This window comes from Chryseobacterium piperi (assembly GCF_002285635.2).
In the GTDB taxonomy this organism is placed as follows: domain Bacteria; phylum Bacteroidota; class Bacteroidia; order Flavobacteriales; family Weeksellaceae; genus Chryseobacterium; species Chryseobacterium piperi.
In genome coordinates this window covers 714,197-730,301 of sequence record NZ_CP023049.2, presented here as the reverse complement: position 1 = coordinate 730,301, position 16,105 = coordinate 714,197, and the positions used below count along the sequence as shown (strand labels likewise).

Below are 16,105 nucleotides of genomic sequence, written 5' to 3'. Positions count from 1 at the left end.
GTTTCTTCTAAAATACTTTGTGACTTTGCGTTTAAAACATCTGTGAAATCTGCGGGATAATAAAAACATTTAGCCCTTGCTAAGTGAAACGCCCTTGCGTCTTAAAAACATGTTTCTTCTAAAATACTTTGCGACTTTGTGTTTAAAACATCTGTAAAATCAATGATACAACAATTTTACTAATTCTCTCAAATCATGCGGATTAGGCAGGTCTATTAAAATAAAAAAGCCGATAAATCATTACCGGCCTTCTTCTCTATAGCTTATTTTCAATTAATTCTCAAAAAAATCTGTATCCTCATTGCTCACCCGAACCATATATTCAATCCCATCTATGGCTTTTGAAATAATTTGATTCCGGAGAATATTGGCCATGTTTTCCCAGTAAGCTCTTCCATAAAAAGTATAGTTCTGTGGAATAATTTCAATTTCAACCGTTCGCACGAATCCCTCTTTAGGTTTATTACTGATCATGGTTCCTCTTTTCACCCTTACTTCTTTTACCTCATCTTTTAAAACCATTCTGCAATAGTTTTTAACATCTTCCAGGGAAATAATCTTATCTCTTGTCGTTAAGGCATATTTATAGGCCTGAATACTATCTGTTCCTTTTTGCTCTTCTGCACCGCCAATAGTTTCCGTAAGAAGTACCAGTGTTTGTGATTTTAACTGATTGGAAAGCTCCGTTCCCGGACGCATATGATTAGCCAGTGTACAATGGGTAATCCAGAAAGAAGCATAAGTATGATCTGTTTTTTCGACAGGTTCCATAATAACATAGTTCAGCTCCTGCTTAATACTTCTTTTAGCATTATTAACCTTTTGTACCATTGATTTCATCTTATCCGACATCTCACTTAGTACTCCTTTCACATTATCTCTGTTCAAAAGAGAAAATGCCGCAATTTCATCTCTGGTCAGTTCTAATACGTTTGCAATCATATCGACGGCATTTCTATTGGTAAACCGTTCCATGCCCCCTTTTCTCACAGTGTACAATCCTTTCTTCAAATCATCAGCCGGAGTAAAAGGAATTTCGGTATATCTTCTTCCTTCTCCATCCTGGACCTCATCTACATATAAAAAGTGTTCACCTTCATCCGTCACCAGAGGTATATTATTCCCCATAATATCCAGACTATATTCCGTTTTTTTCCATCCTCTGTTATAAATAGGAAAAGCATTGAATACAAATGAAAAATTATCCAGAATTTCAGCCGAAAATTGAGGAGGAAATTCAAAGGTTAACCACAGAAATCGTTTCCCTTCAATATATTTTTCGATCTCTTCTCTGCCTTCAAGGAAATCCAGATTCTGAGGAAGCTGCCCTGTATCAGAAAATAAACTGCCAGACAGCCCGGTTATTTCAATAAATTTATGATGATAAATACTCTTGATATCTTCTATCGTTTTTGTTCTGATTGATTGTTCCCGAAACATTTGTTCGTAACCTTCAGTCTGCGAGTTTTTAAGATAAGACAATCCTTCTCTCACAAATAAAGGATTTCCATTACTGGAAACAGTAAGGTAAGGTAAAAGCTTATACACAAAATCAAGATGTTCAAAAGCAGGATTCGAGCAAAACAAGCTTAAATATTTAGGAAAATTTTCACTTGTATATTTAGATACATTAACTCCAATAGTTATTTTCCTGTAATCTTCAGGTTTCCCCTGAAACCTTGCGATAGGAATTTTATTCAGTCTTTCATCAATACTGTAACAAGTATTCCCAACAAACATGACTGAAGTTTGCACCTTATTAATTCTTACATTTCCGATAGGTGTGAAAGGAATATTGATCTGTTTATCCGATTCCGACTTTACCGTTGAAGTCATTTGCTTTCTGAAAAAAAACTCCGTATGCCCCAATAAGATCTCGGAAGATTCATAAGGCTGGGTAAATGCTATAGCATGTGAAGGAATAGGATGAGTATAAATAGATGGGGTCAGTAATTTAGCCAGTTTTTCAAGGATTCTGGCATTTACTGTTTGTATTTCGTTATTTGCTTTAAAAATCTCCGTACTGAATGCATCGATTAGCAATTTCACAAAAGGATCTAAAGACTGTGGACTTTTTAATCCCCAGACTTTGGTCGCATTTTGAAGCATTCTTGCTTTTACGGATTCTTTGGAATAAATATTCTGATCTAAATTCATAATTCTAATTACATATTAATCAATAGACATCGGACTCAGAAATAATTCTGTGGAAAAACTGAACCGATCACCCGTAGCCTCCATTTTGGCATTAATGGCAATCTTCACTTTTTTCTTGATTTCCGTATGTTCTTTGGTGTCATAGCTATGTTCTACAATTTGGATGTGAGCGTCAATTTGCGGTTGAACAATTCTGGGTTCATATTCCTGTATCTGTCTTTTAAGACTTTTAATAAAAATGTTTTCCCAAACAGCGCTTGTAACTCCATTATCGAATTCAAGATTCCAAACATCGTTTCCGTAATTTTCATCATATCTGTTTTCGCCTTTTTTGGTTGTGATCAGCAGCATAATGTTATGGGCGATGCTCTCTCCCATGTCGCAGGTATCAATACTTCCTCCTTCGGACATTAATGTTGATGGAACAAAAGGCATTCTGTAATTTGGTGTGTCCATAAGTCAACTTTGTTTTTACTTCATGGTTTAATTGATATAAAACAAAATACCAATTTAAACATTTTCAGGAAATAATATATTATCCGAATTTAAAAATGATTTAAAATTTACGGCTTCCAAATAGTTTTGGAAGCCGCAATTACATGATAGACTCAGATCAGCAGAAATATTCTTTTTATTAAAGCTATTCTCTGGCCTTTTTATTTCTGTTGATAAAATAATAAACCGGTAATCCCAGTAAAACAAGTACGAATCCCGGCCAGGTATATTGTTGTTTATAAATCAGCAATAAAATACAGAAACCTGCTCCTATCAGTAAGTAAATAATAGGGGTAACAGGATAGAGCCACGTTTTATAAGGTCTCTCAAGATCAGGTTGTTTAAATCTTAGGTAAATGACGCCAAAAACAGTAATCATATAAAACAGAACAATAACAAAGGAAATCATATCCAGTAGATTTCCGTACTGACCACTTAAGCATAAAAGGGAAGCCCAGACCCCCTGCATCCATAATGCATTTCCGGGAACTTCATTTTTATTGTTTTTTTCTGCCGCCTGAAAGAACATTCCATCTTTTGCCATGGTTTGGAAAACCCTTGCACCTGCCAGAATCAGACCGTTATCACATCCAAATGTAGAAACCATCACCAATAAAGCAATAATGACGGTTCCTGCACTGCCAAAAATATGATGGGATGCAGCAACCGCTACCCTGTCATTGGCTGCAAATGCAATAGAATCTCTGTCAAGCGAATTCAGATAAACAAAATTTACGGCTATATAGAGGATCATCACTGCTGATGTACCAAAAATCATTGATTTTACGACATTCTTCTTTGGATTATCAATCTCTCCGGATACAAAAGTTACGCTTTCCCAGGCCACTGAACTGAAAACAGACCCCACCATCGCTGCAGCAATCCCACCTAACAAAGTCATTCCTCCTATTGGTTCCCATCCATTCTTAAGAAAATCTCCTCCTGCATCTTTTTTAAGATTACTGAAAGCCTCATAACCGGATGCAAAGTTTTCGGAAAGGTGTGAGAAATCAACCAATATGAAACCAGCCGCAATTAAGCCTAATAATGCAATGATTTTAGACCCTGTAAAAATATTCTGAAGCAGTTTACCACTTTCCACTCCTCTGGTATTAATATACGTCAATAAGATAATAATCGCTATTGCTAATATCTGTATCCAGGTAATTTTAAATTCACCACTTTGAAAAATAGGTTGGGCATCATTAAGAGCAGGTACGAGATAAGCGGTAAATTTACCAAAAGCCATTGCTACAGCAGCAATTGTCCCGGTCTGAATAACTGTAAAAAGTCCCCATCCATATAAGAATCCCATCCTCTTCCCGAAGATCTCTTTAAGATAGGTATACTGCCCTCCTGCTTTAGGAAATAAGGCAGAAAGCTCTCCATAACTTATCGCTGCGGCTACTGTCATTATGCCTGTAATTACCCATACCACGATCATCCAGTATCCAGAGCCTAAATTCCGCATCATATCGGCGCTTACAATAAAGATTCCGCTTCCTATCATGGAACCCATTACCAGCATAATGGCATCCCAAAGTTTTAATTTTTTCTGCATACGTTATTTAAAGTTTTCAAATATAAACAAATAAGCATTCGATTTTGAAATTTGTTTTAAATTTGGGATTACAGCTGTTTTTTAACAAGTTTTTCGCACTTATTAATTCATTTATTATTGTTATTTTTGGAAAAAATAATAAAAATGAAATTCAACATTATACTATTTGCAGTAGCAATCAGTGCTTCTACGCTAACATTTGCGCAAGAAACCTCACCCAAGAAATTTTCTCCTCCGGCCGGAAATGCTGTTATAGGAGACACCTACGGAGCTGGAGTAGCTTCTACATCAGAATCTAAAGCAATTTCTGTTGATAAACTAGGTAAAAAACTTAAAAAAGATAATAAAAAAGTAGAAAATGTAGCAATTAAGGGCAAGGTAACTGACGTTTGTGAGAAAAAAGGGTGCTGGCTGACGATACAGACTGAAGATGATTCTCAGTTTTTCGTTAAAATGAAAGACTACGCCTTTTTTGTTCCTACTGCTCTCAAAGGGAAAAATGTAGTATTAGAAGGCAATGCTGAAAGGAAAGTAATTTCAGTTGATGAACAAAAGCATTACGCAGAAGACGCTAAGAAACCACAATCTGAAATTGATGCCATTACAAAGCCTAAAGAAGAAATCAGGTTTGTAGCTAATGGAATTAAGGTAGTGAATTAACAGCCTTAGGGTTAGATAAAAAAAGCGGAACAAATTGTTCCGCTTTTTATTTTATTCTTCAATTGTAAAATTTACTTTTTCATCCAGTTTGGGATATTTCGTTGAACAAACAAATTTCTTATCTGCACAGTCTATTTCCAGCCATCCGTTCTTTTTCTTTACATCTCCCACCTCCATTACAAAAGGAATAAAAGAAATATCGTCTTTTCCATCTTCTTTTACTTCCCTGTACTGAACTGCAATATCCAACACACAATGATGATCTGTATTCAGTTTCACATTCCTGTATATAATATCGTAATGTGTTTCTTTATTTTCAGGAATATCCAGATAAGATTCCCATCCCGTAATATCAGAGTTTAGCTCACTGATTGCTTTCAAAGCGTAGTAAAGCGCAATAGTATAGTATTTACGTGTTCCCTTCCTTGTATAGTCATCTACAAAATGTCCCCCTTCAAATAAGATAGTCGGCATTCCTGCCTTAATAAAGTTATCCCCTGTAGATGTAGGATAAAACTCATCAGAATACCTTCCGATCTGATTTGGAATTAACTCTTTAAGATGATTATAAACACTGGCGATAACTGCCATACATTTTTTCCTGTTATGCGTAACGGTACGCTCTTCATCTTCCGATGGGGCTAAAAAAGAGAGGGTAGCCGGATGGATTCCGTCAGTGGTAAAGATCGTCCTCTGCTCATGTAAGTTTAATGCATAATCATACGGATGCGCAGAAACCATATTCTTAAGAAATTTAATTTCCTTGCTGGCTTCATTGTGAAAATCCCTGTTCAGATCGATATCTGCAGCATTAAGTCTGGTCCATCTTTCCGATCCGTCTGGATTTAACATAAAGATAAAATCCAGCTTGATTTTAGTAAATAATTCTTCTTTCAGTTCAGGAGCATTATCCAAGCTGATTAGCAGATCCAGCATTGCATGCGTAGCGTTAGACTCATTTCCATGCATCTGCGACCAAGCCAGAACAGATAGGTTACCGGTTCCTTTGCTTAATTTATAAATAGGCTTTTCAAGATATGACTTTCCAATCTCTTGAATATAATCGCTGAGATTCGTCTGTAGGTAAGAAAATAATTTTTCAGGGGAAATATAGCGATTAGGAAAATCGGTATTCTCACGGTAGATCTGTTCAAATTTCATTTGAATAATAATTTACAAGAGTCAAAAATAGCCATTTTTAAGCAGAAAAAGAAATTAACATTTGTAACTTTATTAAACATTGTAAATAGACAGAATGTCTGTGGATAAAATTGTGGATTGCTAATAATTTAATTACTATTATTCAAGTAGATAATATTCAATATATTATAATGTTTATATAAATTATAATTATAACCTTACTTTAAGTGATTAAAACTCTATTTATCAACAAATGAGCGTAACTAACTTAAACATGAAAAAGTGTGGAAAAAGTATGTTACTTGCATTATATACAAATGTAAATTGTTAATAAATTTTGAATTTAGCTCTTAAATTTTGATCGATTTTAGATTTTACAAAATTACCTAACTGTTCCATTAATTGGCCTTATATCGTCTCATGGTCCTTTATCTTAAGAAACTTATGAAATGAGGGTATATAAGAGGTTTTGGGCATTTAGCAGGTTAATAATAATAGGATGAATTGATCATTTATCTATATAATCAGCTATTTAGCCAGTCTCCTACTCTATATACGTATAATTAACATTAAAAACATTAGTACAATACCATCAATAGGATGTTTACCGAAGTTATTCAACCAGAGAAATACCAATAAAATATTTACCTCATCTTTTACTTTAAGTCTACTTTTTAAAAATGTAATTTGAGGATAAATTGTTTATTAAAAATAGAGATTAAATTTTATCAACATTATAAATTATTGTTTATCAGTAAAATACATCGTTTACTTTTGTATACTGAATAAGTTGAAAATTGTTTACATTTGTATTTTGCAATTGTAAATTATATTTTTACATTTGTAAAATGATTAAAAGCTTATTTTTATGAGTTTAAATGAAAGAATTTCAAAAGTTATCGAATACTCTAAACTGACTCCTTCTGAATTTGCAGACGAGGTAGATGTACAGCGTTCTTCTATTTCGCATATTACATCAGGAAGGAACAAGCCTTCCCTGGAGTTTATCATAAAAATAAAATCACACTTCCCTGAGATTCTTTGGGACTGGTTGGTGAATGGTGAAGGTGAAATGCTAAAGTCTGAATTACCGGAAGCTCCTATCAAAGCACAGGAAGAAATTGAAGAGGATAAGGTTAAGCCTACTTCTCTTCCCGATTTATTTACGATGATGAACAATGATGATGATTTTGGTATTGAAGAAGCAGAAATAAGCAGTCCAAAACCGACCTCCCGAGAATCAAGTATAGCTCATCAAGGTACATCACAGGAAAAAATAAAGGATTCTCAGCGATTAGAAAGATCAAATGAACAAATCATTAGTCAAGTTATTGGAAATCAAAGTCATAAAATAAAAAGGATTGTTTTATTCTACGAAAACGGAAAATTCGAAAGTTTTGAACCTTAAAAAATGATTTAGCAGAATTTTTGGAGCTGCATAAAAATGTTGCTTTGAAAATCAGAAACTGAATCTCATATTGAATAAATATATGCGCATTCTTTTTTAGCCACGAATACACGAATTTTTTTGACACGTTCGTAGTTAAAACAAAAAAGAGGCAATCTCATTTTGAGACTGCCTCTTTTTTTATGATTACAATAAATTATCTATTGCTTTTTCTTCTTTCCAATTCTTTTTTGATAAGTCCCAGCTCTCTTCCTGTTTGCCCTGCAACAGAAGTATTTTCCTGGGCTCTTCTTGTAAGATACGGAACAACATCCTTTACAGGTCCATAAGGAAGATATTTAGCCACATTGTAGCCCTTATCTGACAAATAGAAGGTAATGTTATCGCTCATCCCGTAAAGCTGTCCAAAATAAACATGAGGATTCCCGTTTTCGAGAGATTTGGTTTTCATTTTATCCATCACCAACTCGGAAGAAATCTCATTATGGGTTCCAAAGAACGCAGAAACTTTATCCAGGTGGTTCATCACAAAATCAATTCCGGCATTGTAATTTTTATCGGTAGCTTCTTTGGTAGGTTGGATCGGGTCTGCATAGCCTCTCTGCTCTGCTCTTGCTCTTTCTTTTTCCATATAGGCACCACGAACAATTTTATAGCCGATGAAGTAGTTCTTTTCTCTTGCCCTTTGTAAATGTTCTTCCATATACTCAAGCCTTCCTGTTCTATACATCTGAATGGTATTCCAGACAATAGGTTTCTCCTGGTTATATTTCTCCATCATCTCTTCACAAAGATGATCAGCTGCATCCTGCATCCAGGTTTCTTCCGCATCTACCATAACTTTCTTATCATGTTCATGGCAAAGCTTACAAACCTCATCAAATCTTTTAACAACTCTTTCCCATTCTTCTTTCTGGCTTGTCGTCAATTCTGCATTTTTACCCACAGCTTCATACAGATCCATTCTCCCGAAAGCAGTAGGCTTAAAAACGATAAAAGGAATAGCCGGATTACCTACGGAAAATCGTACGATATCTTTAATCTCCTTACATACCGCATCAAACGTTTCTTCATCTTCTTTTCCTTCAATGGAATAATCGAAAATACTTCCAACTCCTCTTTTGAAAAGTTGCTTTACTACTTTCATACTTTCTTCCCGTGTTTCACCACCGCAAAACTGCTCGAATAAAGTATTCTTAACAATTCCTGTAACGAACGGAAAATTATGATGAACCGTAAAATTAAGAATAGAGGTTCCAACACTTGTTAAAGCTGGCTGTTCAATCATTTTAAACATCCAATATGCTTTTTTCAATTGGGCATCTGTTTTATCTGCAAATGCAACTTTAGTATCGTTAAAAATGGGCATTCCTTTTTATTAAATTTAATTTTGCAAAGGTAATAATAACCTCAGTCTTTTTAAAAAATATTTTTATAATTTACTCTCAATTCCGTTTAAAAGCATTGCAACAATTCCTACAAATACCCAAAGTCTTAATATATTGAGTGTAACGAACTTGCTCTTTCGGGTGTAAGTAAGCATAAGATAGATGCAAAGAATCATAATAAATATCCCTCCGGCAAAGTAATAGGCCATAAATCCTGTAATTCCCGTTTTGGTAATCAGTTTCATAGATACTGCCATTGTAATTATCAACAAGGATATGATGATGATCTTCGCTGTTTTGTTTTTAAAAAAATTAGGAATTGTAGTATATCCGAATGCCTTATCTACACTTTTTGTAAGGGTATCTTTTACGATGTCTATGCATAAAAGGATAAGAAAAAGAAATATGGCCATTAAGAGAACTTTTCTGGAAAAAGTTTCATAATATACCATCATTCCAAAAAAAGGATAAAGGGTAAGACTTACAAAAGTAAGGTTATTCAGGAATAATATACGGCTCAGCTTATGGCTATAAAACCACATAAAAAACTGATAAACCAGAAAGAAAATAAAAACATTATGGGAAATAAACCATGCCACTCCTAAAGAAATAATGCTTAAAAACAAATAAGCATATAAGAAATATTTTTGGGAAATAAAGCTTTGAAGCCTTGTGCGAAATGGTTTTACTACATGGTCTTTTTCAAAATCATAGAATTGATTAATAATACCTCCGGCCAAAATGGTAAGAACAGTACAGAAAATAATTCCATGGACTTTAAAATCGAAGACAAATTTTCTGAAGCTTTCCTCTTGATTAAAGAGAAAAAATGTAGAAACATACAAGGCAAATGTAAGCAAAGCAGCCACAAAGAACCTTGCTCCCAAGAGAAAGCCCACGAATTGTGAGAATCTATAAAATAAAGATTTAGATATAAAGTTTTTTGATTGGAAAGTTTCTTTTTCAGAATTCATTCCCAATATATTTAGAATCTGTAAATAATTTCTTTATTAAAGCCATCAAGCATTTTTTCTGCCTTTTCATAATCTTTGGTGAAACCTAAAATATAACCGCCACCACCGCTTCCGCAGAGTTTAAGATAATATGCATTGGAATCAAGTCCTTTTTTCCAGATATTAAAAATACTTTCAGGAATCATCGGACGGAAATGTTCGTAAGCCCAATGGGAAAGCTTTTTTAAATTTCTGAAGAAAGGATTCATATCTTTTTTCAGAAAAGATTCGATACAAGCATTATTATAACGGATAAATTCTTCTTTTAGTGTCTTACGGAATCCTTCGGTTTTCATTTTTTCAAAGAAAATCTGAATCATAGGTCCTGTCTCTCCTGTCATCCCGGAATCTATAAGAAATATAGCTCCCTTACCTTCTTCTCCATCAGGAATTGAAACTCTGTCCAGATTTTCCTTATTTTCAATAAGAATAGGCAGATTCATATAACAGATCAAAGGATCCATTCCAGAACTTTTACCATGGAAATAGCTCTCCATTTCGCCAAAAACAGCTTTTAATTTCTTCAGATTATCTTTTGAAATAGTATCCGGATTAAGTTTATTCACTGAATATCTCTCAAAAATAGCAGCTACCAGAGCTCCTGAACTTCCCACTCCATATCCTTGCGGGATATTAGAATCAAAGAAAAGTCCGTTTGAAATATCGTTTTTAAAACTTTCAATATTTAGTTTGAAATCATCAGACAGGTCAAGTTCCGCAAGAAAATCAGAGTATTTCTGCAGGTGCTGATTAGATTTCAGCTCAAAATCGGAATTCAGATCAGAGAATTTTAAGGCTCCTTTATAAAAGCTATAAGGTACAACAAGACCCTGAGAGTCTTCTATCATCCCATATTCTCCAAACAGAATTATTTTAGCATAAAATAGAGGGTTCGTCATTTGACAATAAATCTTTTTGCAAATTTAAAATTATTCTGCTGAATATAAGCAAAATTCAGGCCGAATTCCTATATTTTTTATTGTTAGAAGACCATTATGCTAAATCTTTTCACCTTTTATGGCTATTTAGCCTGACATGAAAAAAGCCTGATAAATTCAGGCTTTGATCGATAACAACAGGAATTATATTACTGTTTGATTAATTTCTTGATAACGGTTTGTTTATCTGTTTCTACAGAAACCACGTAATTTCCAGTCTGAACTGAAGAGATATTAACTTCAAGTTTATTCCCTTTCAATGAAGAAGATGATAAAACTACTCTTCCGGCTGCATCATACATTTTATACGATTTCAGATTTTCTTTTGATGAAATAGTGATCATATTTTTTGCAGGATTAGGAAAAATATTTACCGTATTATCTTTGGTACTAACCTCTTCAATTCCTAAAACAGCACATGAGAAATTAGCTTTCCAGCCATCTTCCGTCACTCCAGGATCTGAAACAAATCTTACGGTAATTGCCCCACTCGAATGAGTCGAAGTAAATGGGCCCGGAAGTGTATTTCCTGTTAATGTACCATTGGCAAACAATGGTGATGTAGTAGAAGGTCCGTTGTAGATATACAAATAATCATAATCTTCTTCCAGAGCAAGCTCTGTAAAATTCAAAGTGAGAGCTGAACCGGAATTTGGATAAAATGTTTTGACAATAGTCTCATTATCACCATAACTTCCTGTAGTTCCACCTGTATCGGTAAAAAGAGCATCTCCACACCAGTCAGCATCTGTCAAAAAGATTTGTGACCTTTGATAGGCGTTAGATCCTGAGCAGCTTGAACCAACTAAAAGCTTATAATAAGTCGCTGGCTGGAGATTGGTTAAATTAAGATTTTGTGTTGTGGTATTACCTGATGTTACAACAGTGCCATCCATCGTGGTAAGTTTATATTTCCATGATGTAGAAACAGCATCGGTAATAGATGCATTCGCTGCATTTACTGTAACATTCGAGATATTCATCGCAGTAATGGTAGTACTGCAAGCTGTTGTACAGTTAGTCCCTAAACAAGCTTTGGAGTCTACTGTATTTCTGATCAGTGCTGCCGGTTGAGGGCCAAATCCGTTGCTAAAACTAATCCCTACACCTGAAATTAAATGGCAATAGCTCATAATGGTTCCCTTAACTGTAGTTGAAGGAATCGGACCATTACATCCTTCACTATATCCTGCTTGTGCTCCACATCCGTCAATTGCCGTTCCATTTCCGTTCCATGCACATGCGTGGGTATGAGGAGAACCCAGACTATGTCCCATTTCATGAGTCATGGCCTGTATCGTCCAGGAGTACACAGGTACATTGGAATAAGTTTGTGAAATCCCTGAATAAGCATATTTATTTCCCGTACAAAGTGAATTGAGATACGCAACACTTGTTGTAGCAGGAGCATTAATCAAATGAGCCAAATCTCCATTGAATGTAGGCCTGTTAGTTCTAAAACTACTAAGATTAGCACCTGGAGCTCCAGTATAAGGATCAGCTGTTGTCCAGATAAAAATTTCATTTAATGCTACCTTTACATCATCATTATTGTAGAGTGTTGCGATGTTGTTGTGGACTGCTGTAAGCCAGTTGGTCACTGTAACAGGGTCGGAACCATTATTTTGGTAAGGCTTATAGCAAACTTCGTAATAAATTCTTACACAGTTTTCCGTTACCGCTTTTTTGCTCGTTCCGGGATCAAATGCGATTTTTTGATTCTGATTTTCCTTCAATTCATCTACCCCACAAACAAATGGATTGGCTCCTGTCAGTTTAGATTCAGAATAACTAACGAAATCTTCAGAATTTTTCACTTTTCCAACGATAACATTTCCCAGAACAGACGTTGACGCTACTCCTACCACATCATTGTCAAAGAAACTAAATGCAACCACTGATGTTTGATCTCCTTTTACAATTCCCTGGTAATATACTCCAGGAGTATAAGGTATAATTTCTCCCTTATTGGTAGTTACCTTAAAATTACTGGTGAAAATTTGGTTTTTATATAATTCAACAGTAATTTTTTTATCTCCCTGGAATGGAAATGACATTTCAATCACTTCAGGTTTCTCTTTAACAAGTCTTTTAAGCTCAGCAGAACTAATAGTCATCATTGTAATATCCGTAGCTGCTCTTTTATATTCAGTCATTTTTGATGAAGCTTTATTAACTTCAAACAAATCATATCCTGCAAAACTTTTGCCCTGATGGTGATATTCTGATATTTTTTGGGCTACAGGTCTTACACCTTGAGAAAAACTTAAAATAAAGCATAGAAAAATGCTAAGAAGTAGAATTTTTTTTATCATTATCATATTATTAATTAATACAAATAAACAAAAAAATTCCACATCATGTGATTAATTATCACAATTTACAGCAAATAGCAGATTTAAATACAACAAAAATATAGTTTAATTAAAAAAAACACATTAAAAACCCATCATTTATTAGTATACCAACTTTTGGATGGTCATAAAAAAAGACGTTATTTCTAACGTCTTTTAATTTTTTGTTTTTATTTATAAAGTATCCCGGCTCTTAAGTGTTTTGACTTTCAGAAATCGGATTAATACCAATCCAACTCCAAAAAACAAGGTCATAGAAAGAGCTGCTATACGCATATTATTAAAATGCTCAATAAGGGTTGCAAATATAAATGTTCCTATAATAATCGCTATTTTCTCTAATACATCATAGAAGCTGAAGAACGTCGTATTCTCCATTGAGTCTTCTGGTAAAAGTTTTGAATAAGTAGATCTTGACATAGCCTGTAAACCACCCATCACAAGCCCTACTACCGCAGCAACTCCATAGAATTGATATTCTACCGTAGGGTTTTCCTTATTTAAGAAGAATGCCCAAATACAAGCTACAATCCATAATACAATAGCAATCGAGATAACGTTCTTATTTCCTATCTTTCTAGAAAGTCTCGAGAAAATCACCGCACCTATAATCGCTTCAATCTGAATAACCAAAAGGGTTCCGATAAGCTTATCCTGAGCGAGGTTGATTTCACTTTTACCAAACAATGTAGCCATCAAAAAAATAGTCTGCATCCCTACACTGTAAAAGAAAAAACTGGATAAAAAGAATTTTAAATTTTTGTCTTTAAAGAGCTCATTTCCCACTTTAAAAAGCTCATGGAAGCTTTCCTTAGCAATATCTTTATAAAAGCTCATATTGTCCTTAAAAACCTCAAAAAAGCCACCTTGCTCTTCATGCTTTTTAAAGATGTTCTTATAATTTAATAAAACCAGATCTTTAGGAAGCTTGTCCTTAACGTTCCCAAACTGAGGTAAATGTTTAAATGTGTACTGGGAAAAACCAAACCACCATGCTCCTGTTAACAGGAAGCTGATCCTTGTAAATAATAGCTGCTGAGCCGCTCCTTTAGCAAAAACCTGAATCAATATTAAACAGATTACCACTAAAACAACAGATCCGAGATATCCGTACACATATCCTTTAGCGGAAAGGGCATCTTGCTTGTCAGGTGTTGCTATATCAGGGAGAAATGAATTATAAAATACCAAACTACCCCAGAACCCCACACTTGCAGTAATACTGAAGAGCAATCCTAAAAAGACATTATGCATTCCCGTAAACATGGCTAATCCCATACAAGACGTTGCTCCCAAATAGCAGAAAAACTGCAAAAATGATTTTTTATTCCCAATGGTATCTGCCAAAGAAGATAAAAACGGAGAAAGCAAAACCACAATAAAGAAAGATATCGTCAATGAATAACCATACACAGCGTCCGGCTGATATTCTTTTCCAAAGATTTTTATTAAGTGTCTTACCGGGACATCAATCCATTGTTTTGTTTCGGTTACATATTCTTTCTTTTCGTACGCAGTGGTAAGAATAGAATAGTAAATAGGAAAAATAGTAGAAGTAATTACCAGAGAATATACCGAATTAGCCCAGTCGTAAACGGCCCAGGCCTTCATAATCTTAGGATTATTCTTTATATTTTTAGGTTGTTGATTCTCAATTTCAGACATGTGAAATAAATATTAGTTGCACAAAAATAGAAAAACCATTAAGAAATGGATGAAAATTTATAAAATTTATCTATTTCTTAATGGTAGAACACTCTAAAACAGAATGTTATATATTTTCAATAACAATAGCAGAAGCGCCTCCACCTCCATTACAGATAGCAGCAGCACCATATTTTGCGTTGTTTTGTTTTAATACGTTAATTAAAGTAACGATGATTCTTGAACCTGAACTTCCCAGTGGATGTCCCAAAGCAACCGCTCCACCGTTTACATTTACTTTAGCAGCATCCAATCCTAAGATTTTATTATTAGCTAAACCAACTACAGAGAACGCTTCATTGAATTCAAAGAAGTCGATATCTGAAATTTCCAGACCCGCTTTTTTAAGAGCAATAGGTAAAGCTTTTGCAGGAGCCGTCGTAAAGTTTTCAGGTTCCTGAGCTGCATCAGCATAAGAAACTATTTTTGCTAATGGCTTAAGGCCTAATTCTTCCATTTTCTCTTTAGAAACAAGCACTAAAGCAGAAGCTCCGTCATTTAATGTTGAAGCGTTAGCTGCCGTTACTGTTCCGTTCTCTTTTTTAAATACTGTCGGAAGCGTCGGAAGTCTGTCAAAGTTTACTGATTTATATTCTTCATCTTCAGCAAAAATTACAGGTTCTCCTTTTCTTTGTGGGATCTCAACAGGAACCACCTCATCTTTGAATTTTCCTTCACTCCATGCTTTTGCAGATCTTTTATAAGATTCAATCGCAAACTGGTCCTGATCTTCTCTTGAAATGCTGTAATCCGTTGCACATTTTTCAGCGCAAACTCCCATGTGAACTTTATTATAAACGTCTGTAAGACCGTCTAGAACCATTCCATCCTGCATTTTAACATCTCCTAATTTTGTAGCGATTCTCGCATTATAGTAATGAGGCACTGAAGACATATTTTCCATACCTCCAGCAACGATTACATCTACATCTCCTGCCTTGATTGCCTGTGCAGCCATCGTTACAGCTTTCATTCCTGAAGCACAAACTTTGTTAACTGTAGTAGAAGGCGTTTCAATAGAAAGTCCTGCTCCCAGTGCAACCTGACGAGCCGGCGCTTGTCCTTCTCCTGCCTGTAAAACGTTCCCCATGTAGATCTCCTGAACCTTTTTAGGATCAAGACCAATTTTGTCTAATGCTCCTTTTACGGCAACAGTTCCTAGCTTTGTAGCCGGAACAGTTGATAAACTACCCATAAAACTACCCATTGGTGTTCTTACTGCGGAAACGATAAATACTTCTTTCATTTTTTTATAATTCTATTTTTTAATTTTAGTAAAAATTTTGA

12 protein-coding genes are annotated in these 16,105 nt (G+C 34.8%); 2 read left to right on the top strand and 10 right to left on the bottom strand.

Translation table 11 applies throughout. The features are described 5' to 3' along the window. Window positions 1-273 precede the first annotated feature (273 nt). From CJF12_RS03240 to CJF12_RS03230, 3 genes are all read right to left on the bottom strand, one after another. Window positions 274-2,157, bottom strand: a complete 1,884-nt coding sequence (locus tag CJF12_RS03240; RefSeq protein WP_034685167.1) for a type VI secretion system baseplate subunit TssF — start codon at window positions 2,155-2,157, stop codon at window positions 274-276. A gap of 15 nt (window positions 2,158-2,172) precedes the next feature. After that, window positions 2,173-2,613, bottom strand: a complete 441-nt coding sequence (locus CJF12_RS03235) for a GPW/gp25 family protein (RefSeq protein ID WP_034685168.1) — start codon at window positions 2,611-2,613, stop codon at window positions 2,173-2,175. Window positions 2,614-2,797: 184 nt separating this feature from the next. Next, window positions 2,798-4,213: an APC family permease gene (locus tag CJF12_RS03230; RefSeq protein ID WP_034685169.1), complete on the bottom strand. Its 1,416-nt coding sequence runs from the start codon at window positions 4,211-4,213 to the stop codon at window positions 2,798-2,800. 144 nt (window positions 4,214-4,357) lie between these two features. Here CJF12_RS03230 and CJF12_RS03225 point away from each other — a divergent pair, with 144 nt between their 5' ends. Then, complete coding sequence (locus CJF12_RS03225; protein WP_034685170.1) at window positions 4,358-4,873, top strand: DUF4920 domain-containing protein; 516 nt, start codon at window positions 4,358-4,360, stop codon at window positions 4,871-4,873. Between the two features lie 51 nt (window positions 4,874-4,924). On the opposite strand, the gene CJF12_RS03220 is transcribed toward CJF12_RS03225, so the two are convergent. Beyond that, window positions 4,925-6,034, bottom strand: a complete 1,110-nt coding sequence (locus CJF12_RS03220; RefSeq protein WP_034685172.1) for a M14 family zinc carboxypeptidase — start codon at window positions 6,032-6,034, stop codon at window positions 4,925-4,927. 847 nt (window positions 6,035-6,881) lie between these two features. Between CJF12_RS03220 and CJF12_RS03215 the strand changes: the two genes are divergently transcribed. Then, window positions 6,882-7,421 (top strand): helix-turn-helix transcriptional regulator, encoded by a 540-nt coding sequence (locus CJF12_RS03215; RefSeq protein ID WP_034685173.1) that lies wholly within the window; start codon window positions 6,882-6,884, stop codon window positions 7,419-7,421. A 196-nt stretch (window positions 7,422-7,617) separates the two neighbouring features. On the opposite strand, the gene CJF12_RS03210 is transcribed toward CJF12_RS03215, so the two are convergent. From CJF12_RS03210 to CJF12_RS03185, 6 genes are all read right to left on the bottom strand, one after another. Further along, window positions 7,618-8,790: a proline dehydrogenase family protein gene (locus tag CJF12_RS03210; protein ID WP_034685174.1), complete on the bottom strand. Its 1,173-nt coding sequence runs from the start codon at window positions 8,788-8,790 to the stop codon at window positions 7,618-7,620. A 63-nt stretch (window positions 8,791-8,853) separates the two neighbouring features. Continuing rightward, complete coding sequence (locus CJF12_RS03205; protein WP_034685175.1) at window positions 8,854-9,783, bottom strand: UbiA family prenyltransferase; 930 nt, start codon at window positions 9,781-9,783, stop codon at window positions 8,854-8,856. 11 nt (window positions 9,784-9,794) lie between these two features. Beyond that, window positions 9,795-10,721: a mevalonate kinase family protein gene (locus tag CJF12_RS03200; RefSeq protein WP_034685176.1), complete on the bottom strand. Its 927-nt coding sequence runs from the start codon at window positions 10,719-10,721 to the stop codon at window positions 9,795-9,797. Window positions 10,722-10,909: 188 nt separating this feature from the next. Next, the gene (locus CJF12_RS03195) at window positions 10,910-13,075 is read right to left on the bottom strand and encodes a T9SS type A sorting domain-containing protein (protein WP_034685177.1); all 2,166 of its coding nucleotides are present in this window, start codon (window positions 13,073-13,075) and stop codon (window positions 10,910-10,912) included. A gap of 213 nt (window positions 13,076-13,288) precedes the next feature. Continuing rightward, window positions 13,289-14,779 (bottom strand): MFS transporter, encoded by a 1,491-nt coding sequence (locus CJF12_RS03190; protein WP_034685178.1) that lies wholly within the window; start codon window positions 14,777-14,779, stop codon window positions 13,289-13,291. 106 nt (window positions 14,780-14,885) lie between these two features. Next, a complete protein-coding gene (locus tag CJF12_RS03185; RefSeq protein WP_034685179.1) occupies window positions 14,886-16,064 on the bottom strand; it encodes an acetyl-CoA C-acyltransferase in 1,179 nt (392 codons plus the stop codon). Window positions 16,065-16,105 lie beyond the last annotated feature (41 nt).